Annotated in this window: 5 protein-coding genes; all 5 read right to left on the bottom strand. The window is 47.0% G+C overall.

Annotated elements, in window-relative coordinates:
* Positions 1-206: 206 nt before the first annotated feature.
* Entirely contained in the window at positions 207-3,338 is a 3,132-nt protein-coding gene (locus tag B3180_RS01700) for an efflux RND transporter permease subunit (RefSeq protein ID WP_278358177.1), read from the bottom strand.
* Between the two features lie 12 nt (positions 3,339-3,350).
* The gene (locus B3180_RS01695) at positions 3,351-4,253 is read right to left on the bottom strand and encodes an efflux RND transporter periplasmic adaptor subunit (RefSeq protein ID WP_286842568.1); all 903 of its coding nucleotides are present in this window, start codon (positions 4,251-4,253) and stop codon (positions 3,351-3,353) included.
* Positions 4,250-5,497 (bottom strand): TolC family protein, encoded by a 1,248-nt coding sequence (locus B3180_RS01690; protein WP_271331982.1) that lies wholly within the window; start codon positions 5,495-5,497, stop codon positions 4,250-4,252. The genes B3180_RS01695 and B3180_RS01690 overlap by 4 nt, the downstream gene beginning before the upstream one ends.
* A gap of 47 nt (positions 5,498-5,544) precedes the next feature.
* The gene (locus B3180_RS01685; RefSeq protein WP_006955685.1) at positions 5,545-5,868 is read right to left on the bottom strand and encodes a hypothetical protein; all 324 of its coding nucleotides are present in this window, start codon (positions 5,866-5,868) and stop codon (positions 5,545-5,547) included.
* Between the two features lie 75 nt (positions 5,869-5,943).
* On the bottom strand, positions 5,944-6,447 hold the full coding sequence (gene lspA, locus B3180_RS01680) for a signal peptidase II (RefSeq protein WP_011234872.1): 504 nt from the start codon (positions 6,445-6,447) through the stop codon (positions 5,944-5,946).
* Positions 6,448-6,518 lie beyond the last annotated feature (71 nt).

Genomic DNA, 6,518 nt, shown 5'->3' with positions numbered 1-6,518 from the left:
GGTAGCTCAGTTGGTAGAGCAGAGGATTGAAAATCCTCGTGTCGGTGGTTCGATTCCGCCTCCGGGCACCACGTATTGCAAGGCCTCGCTGGAAACAGCGGGGCTTTTTTGTTTTAGGCATTGTGCCAATTTTGTACCAACCAAGCCTTCATCAAGGCAAAGATAAAAAAGCACGCCCAATAACGAGCGTGCTTAAATACTTCAACTTATTCTACATGGGTTCCTTTAAAACGTTGTACTAAGTAATACAACGCTGGCAGCACCACCAAAGTCAATAATGTCGACGAGACAATGCCGCCGATTACCACAGTAGCCAGTGGTCGCTGTACCTCAGCGCCGACACCGGTATTAAATGCCATAGGGACAAAGCCCAGGCTAGCTACGAGAGCAGTCATCAGTACAGGTCTTAACCGTTGTTGCGCGCCTTCAAACACCGCATCTTTCAACGGCAGTCCGTCGCGCAGCAGTTGCCGTATGAATGTCAGCATGACCACGCCGTTCAAAACCGCCACGCCCGACAGTGCAATGAAGCCGACTGCAGCGGAAATTGATAGCGGCATATCGCGCAGCGCTAATGCGAATATCCCGCCGGTCAGCGCTAAGGGAACGCCTGTAAATATGACGAGTGCACTGCTCAGCGAATTAAACGCACTGTATAGCAGGCCAATAATTAATAGCAGCGCTAATGGCACAACCAAACTCAACCGTTGGGAAGCTGATTGCAGCTGTTCAAAGGTACCGTCGTAGTTAACCCAATAACCTGCTGGCAAATCAACGTCAGTCGTTAGCGCATCCTGAACATCTGCCACAAAAGAGCCCAAATCACGATCTTCAACATTCGCACTCACAATAACATTGCGTTTGCTACTTTCTCGGTTAATTTGGTTCGGTCCACTTTCCAAACTCAATTCGGCGACCTCTCCCAACGGCACATAGCGCAGCTCAGGGTTGCCGGCAGGCAGATCAATAGGCAGTGATTTAAGCTGTTCAATGCTCTTACGCCATTCTTTGTCGAGACGTACCATTAGCTTGAAGCGTTTATCCCCTTCGTAAATAATCCCTGACTGAACTCCACCAACCGCAGCTTGAACTGCTCGTTGTACATCAGCGACTGTTAGGCCTAATAACGCTAAATGATCACGCTTAGGTATAACTGAGAGTGTCGATAAACCGGTCATTTGTTCAACCCGAACATCAGCAGCGCCATCAACGGTGCGAATGACTGCGGCGGCTGAGTCGCCTAACCGTTTAAGCGTTTGCAAGTCATCGCCATAAATACGAACCCCCAAGTCAGCTCGAACGCCTGCAATAAGTTCGTTAAAGCGCATTTCAATGGGCTGAGTGAACTCGTACTTATTACCGGGAAGCTCTTGCACAGCAGTTCGTATTTCAGCAACCAGTTGCTCTTTGGGTTTCTCTGGGTTTGGCCAGTCCTCACGCTCCTTTAAAATAATAATGGTATCAGCAACGCTCGGTGGCATAGGGTCGGTCGCAACATCCGGGGTACCAATTTTTGAGAATACCAGTTTAACTTCGTCAAAGCGTGACACCACAGACTCGACATCTTTTTGCATTGCTATAGACTGCTGTAAGCCTGTCCCCGGAATGCGCAAGGCATGCATGGCAATATCGCCTTCATCAAGCTGTGGCAAAAACTCAGTTCCCATGCGACTCGCCTGAAACAGTGATACCGCAAATAACCCAAAGCCAAGCAAAATAATGACAACTGGAAGCTTTAATGTTTGCCGTAGAGCCGGCTGATACACTTTGCGGGCCGCTCGCATTATTCGGTTTTCGCCGTGCTTAATATTGCCACGGACAAATATTGCAATAGCAGCTGGTACAAAGGTAACACTGAAAATCAGCGCACCTAACAACGCCGCTACAACCGTAAACGCCATGGGATGGAACATCTTGCCTTCCACGCCACTTAACGCAAATATTGGCAGGTAGACCAGCATAATAATCAGTACACCAAAAACGGCTGGGTTGAAGACCTCACGTGTACTGTGAGTCACTTCAATTAAACGCTCTTTGGTCGTCAGCACCCTACCGAGGCGTTGTTGAGCATTCCCCAGGCGCCGCAGCGCGTTCTCGACAACAATGACCGCACCGTCGACAATAATGCCAAAATCTATTGCGCCCAGGCTCATTAAATTACCAGACACCTTGTTGGCGACCATGCCGCTTACCGCAAACAGCATACTCAAGGGAATAACGCACGCCGTAATCAGTGCTGCACGGACATTTCCAAGCAGAATGAAAAGCACCACAATAACCAGCACCGCACCTTCAAACAGGTTTTTCTCGACCGTTGCAATAGTTTTATCAACGAGAGAAGTACGGTTATACACCGTTTCAATCACCACCCCGTCTGGCAAGCTTCGTTGCACCTCCTCAATTTTATTGGCGACATTCTGTGCAACGATGCGACTGTTTTCGCCAATAAGCATCATGGCCGTGCCCAATACCACCTCGCTCTCGCCCGAGGTTGAAGCGCCAGTGCGTAATTGTTCTCCCAGTTTGACCTCAGCTACGTCACTCACGCGCACCGGTGCATCATCACGTTTTGTCACGACCACATCACGAATATCGTCAAGTGTCTTAAGCTGTCCAGGCGAACGCACCAACCATTGCTCACCATTTTTCTCGATATAACCGGCACCAGCGTTTCTATTGTTAAGATCCAATGCTGCCAAAAGGTCCTGCATGGTCACTTTATAGGCCAGCATACGACCGGGGATGGGAGCCACCTGGTATTGCTTTTCATAACCCCCCACACTATTAATCTCGGTAACACCGGGCACCTTGACCAGTTGCGGCTTAATGATCCAATCCTGGATGGTACGCAACTGCTCGGGCGTATACGCCTCGCCATCGGCATTGGTAGCCCCCTCTTTCGCGCGTACTACATAATTAACAATTTCACCAAGGCCGGAGGCTATTGGCCCCATCGTCGGCTCGATACCGTCGGGCACTTCTCCCCTTACCTTTTGCAATCGCTCACTGATTTGCTGTCTAGCCCAGTAAATATCGGTGCCCTCTTCAAACACCACGGTAACTTGCGACAACCCATAGCGTGAGATCGAGCGGGTGTAGTCCAGCTTTGGTAAACCTGCCATCGCGGTTTCCACCGGATAAGAAATACGTTGTTCGGTTTCTAATGGCGAATAGCCTGGCGCTTCTGAATTTATCTGTACCTGAACATTGGTAATATCCGGCACAGCATCGATGGGTAGCTTTAATGTGCTATAAACGCCCGCAGCTGCTACTAACAAGGTTGCGGCAAGCACCAGCCATCGACGATCAACCGCAAAGCGAATGAGTGCATCTATCATTGTTTAGTCTCCCTAATGGCTGTGGCCTGCGCCTTGTTTTAGAATGTCAGCCTTTATCAAGTAGCTGGTTTCAACGACATAACTTTCGCCATTCTCAATACCCGATAACACCTCGGTGTATTCACCGTCAGTTCGGCCTAACTCAACTTCCCTGGCTTCGAAACGATTACCCTCTTTAATAAAAACAACGGGGTTATTTTCTAAACGTTGAACAGCATCATTGTTTATCGCCAAGCTCGCGTTAAAGCTGTCTGTAACGACATCCGCTTTTACGTGCATTCCCGGTCGCCAATGCCCCGACTGATTGTGCAACTCGATAAGTGCGCGTGCAATATGTCCGCCAGTCATTTGTGGCGAGATATAAGACACAGTTCCTTCGACGGTTTTATGATGATGCAAGTCGTACACATAGGTCGTTTGCTCTTCTTCTAACGACTCAATGTTCTCCGGGAACGCTGAAAGCTCTACCCAGACCGATGATGGATCCAGGACTTCAAATAATGGCTTTTGCTCAACCACTTCACCAACATTGGTAAAACGTGCAGTTACCTCTCCGCTAATTGGGCTGATGACTTCAAATGCCGTGCCTGTCGTAACATTCTCAACAACAGCCAGAGTTTGCCCGGCTTTTATGGCATCGCCGATATTGGCCTTTAGTGCCGTAACAATACCTTTGTACTTCGCTCCGATATGCACAATATTGTTATTATTGGGGGCTATTACACCGAAAATTGTTTGCTTTACTCGAATGCTTTGAGCGCTCGCTGTTGCCAACGTTAATTTCGCGTTTTCTATTGCTGCATCACTTAAATTGGTATGGGGTGCTTCATGCTCTTCGTGTTCTTTCTCATAAGCCAATGCGGGCAGTGAAAAACTGGCAATGCAGATAATTGTAATCAATGTGTTGAGTTTCATTGTTGTACTCCTAAAAACGGCTGTCCGGTCATGCGCTCTAATTCGATGATGTCGCTGTAAATCGCATGTTTCCGAGAAACTTTTTCGTACTCGAGTTTGGCTAACTCCGTTTGCGCGTCTAACACTTGCAACAAAGAGTGCGTTCCGCGTGCGTAACCCTGTTGAGTCTGTTCAAGTAATTGCTCAGATAATGGCATCAGTCGCTGATTTATCTTTTGCAGATAACTTTGGTGAGTTTGCAAACTGTGCACTAGCGATAAAGCCAGTGATTTTAGTTGCTGCCGAACCTGTTTTTGCTGCGCCAGGATAGACTGATGCAGTAATCGGCTTTGTTTTATGCGACCGACGTTAGGGTCAGTGAACTGCAATGGCATCGATGCCTGGACGATTAAACCTACATCATCGAACTCATTATTGTAGCGAGCCCCGACACCAACGGTAATATCCGACTTTGAGTCCGCTGCTAACGCTCTGGCTTGCGCTTGTAGAAGTTGCTCAGAGTCCAGTAAACGCAAATACTCCGGCGCCCGATTAACAGCCGATAACACGTTGGCTTTTTCCGGGAGGCTTAGCGGAAAAGTAAAGTCTCCAGAGACGCGCGTAAAATTGAGCTCGCCTGCCCACATTGAAGCCAGTTCAGCTTGTTGCTTTTTCAGTTTACCGTTCAACTCGTCAGAGAAAGCGTATTGGCGCTCTAACTGTAATTTAATGCGAATAACCTCGGATTTAGGCACCGCGCCAGCTTCTACACGCTCCTGTGCCACTTTTATCAGTCGCTCAGTTCGCTGAATTTGACGCTCGCTGGTATGCGCGACTTGCTGAAGTTTTAAAATGTCATAGAAACGCTGTGTGGTTTCTGCCAAAACCTCAATTTGACGATACTCAAACTCTGCTCGCTGAGCTTTCTCTTTTTCGGTTGCAGCTTTAACTCGTAACTGCCGTTTGTCCCCTAACTCTATGAGCTGAGAAAAGGATACGGTCAATTGTGAGTTACTGATACCTTCTAGCCGTCCTGAGCCGGCAAAGTTTTCTATTTCCGCAGATACCCTTGGGTTCGCTGAAAACTCAGCCTGCTCTATCAGTGCTCCTGCAGCTCGTATTTTATAATCATACTCCAGTAACTCAGGGTTATTCTTGATCGTTTTTTGTAACGCTTCTTTCAGCTTTAAATCTGTCGTCGCAGCCGTCGCCACAGGCACTAGCGCACCTAAGCAAAAGGCTGCCACGAAGTATAAATACTTCATGTTGCTTCTCCATTAACTTATAGGTTTTAAAAAGTCTAAGTTAACGGTTACGCGTTTGGTGGAGGTACAGGGGGTTGGTGAGTCAGGCTTTGGTCAAAACCTACCGAGTTTGAGTTGGGTGCCAAAATAACAGGCACGGCTGAAATTAAGAGGTTATAACCAGTAATGCAACTAATATGAGGTTGTGTTTGTTGTTTACTATCATATATTGATTTATTTAAGTCTTGATTTTCACGCTCAATTTCTAAGACTAAGTCATACGCAACTCCTGCACTCTTTATTGAAGACTGACTGAAAGTACCAGCCACAGGAGCACAGGCAAAAGAGCTATGAATGAGCACAGTCAGTATTAAAAACCAAGATATTTTCATTCAATTACCCCACTCAATATAAATTCCTAATCCATCCAAAATAAGCTCGGCCATATTAATTATTATACTTACTATTTACTTAGAACCCGGTAGATTCGGTATCATTGAGACCTGCAAGTTGCTTAACAGTAATAGGATAACTCCTAGGGTAATTGCAATATCGGCAATATTAAAAACTGGCAATTGCCACGTTTGCCAACCTAGATGAAGGGAGTCGACAACATAGCCACGAAACAGTCGGTCAATGAGGTTCCCAACCGCCCCCCCAAGAATCAGCCCGTAGCTAATGCCATCCCGTTTACTTACTTTATTAAAGATCAACCTCGTTAAAGCCACAGACATTAGCAGAGCAACCCCAATAAAAAAATAGCGCTGCCAACCTCCACCATTTGAAAGCAGGCCAAATGCCGCACCAGTGTTCCAAGTGTGTACCCAATTGAAAAAAGGGGTCAATGAAATCGAATCACCGTAAGCTATTGATTGCTGCGTCTGCCACTTGATCACTTGGTCAAAGACTACAGTTAAACCAGAAATTAACAGAGAAATATAGGGCGAAAATCCTTTATCAACGCAGGACATTCAGTTCCCCTTCAGTGCAAAAATGCGTCTTGACCCGTTAAGCACGATTAAACCTGCTATGCTACCTATAA

The organism is Idiomarina sp. UBA4206 (genome assembly GCF_002383015.1).
Classification (GTDB): Bacteria; Pseudomonadota; Gammaproteobacteria; order Enterobacterales; family Alteromonadaceae; genus Idiomarina; species Idiomarina abyssalis.
Note: the sequence above shows the minus strand (reverse complement) of the source record. Positions and strands in the feature narration are given on the sequence as shown.

Excerpts from the sequence above, each read along its gene's own strand:
- lspA (WP_011234872.1), bottom strand. The coding sequence starts at position 6,447 with ATGTCCTGCGTTGATAAAGGATTTTCGCCCTATATTTCTCTGTTAATT.
- B3180_RS01690 (WP_271331982.1), bottom strand. The coding sequence starts at position 5,497 with ATGAAGTATTTATACTTCGTGGCAGCCTTTTGCTTAGGTGCGCTAGTG.
- B3180_RS01700 (WP_278358177.1), bottom strand. The coding sequence starts at position 3,338 with ATGATAGATGCACTCATTCGCTTTGCGGTTGATCGTCGATGGCTGGTG.
- B3180_RS01695 (WP_286842568.1), bottom strand. The coding sequence starts at position 4,253 with ATGAAACTCAACACATTGATTACAATTATCTGCATTGCCAGTTTTTCA.
- B3180_RS01685 (WP_006955685.1), bottom strand. The coding sequence starts at position 5,868 with ATGAAAATATCTTGGTTTTTAATACTGACTGTGCTCATTCATAGCTCT.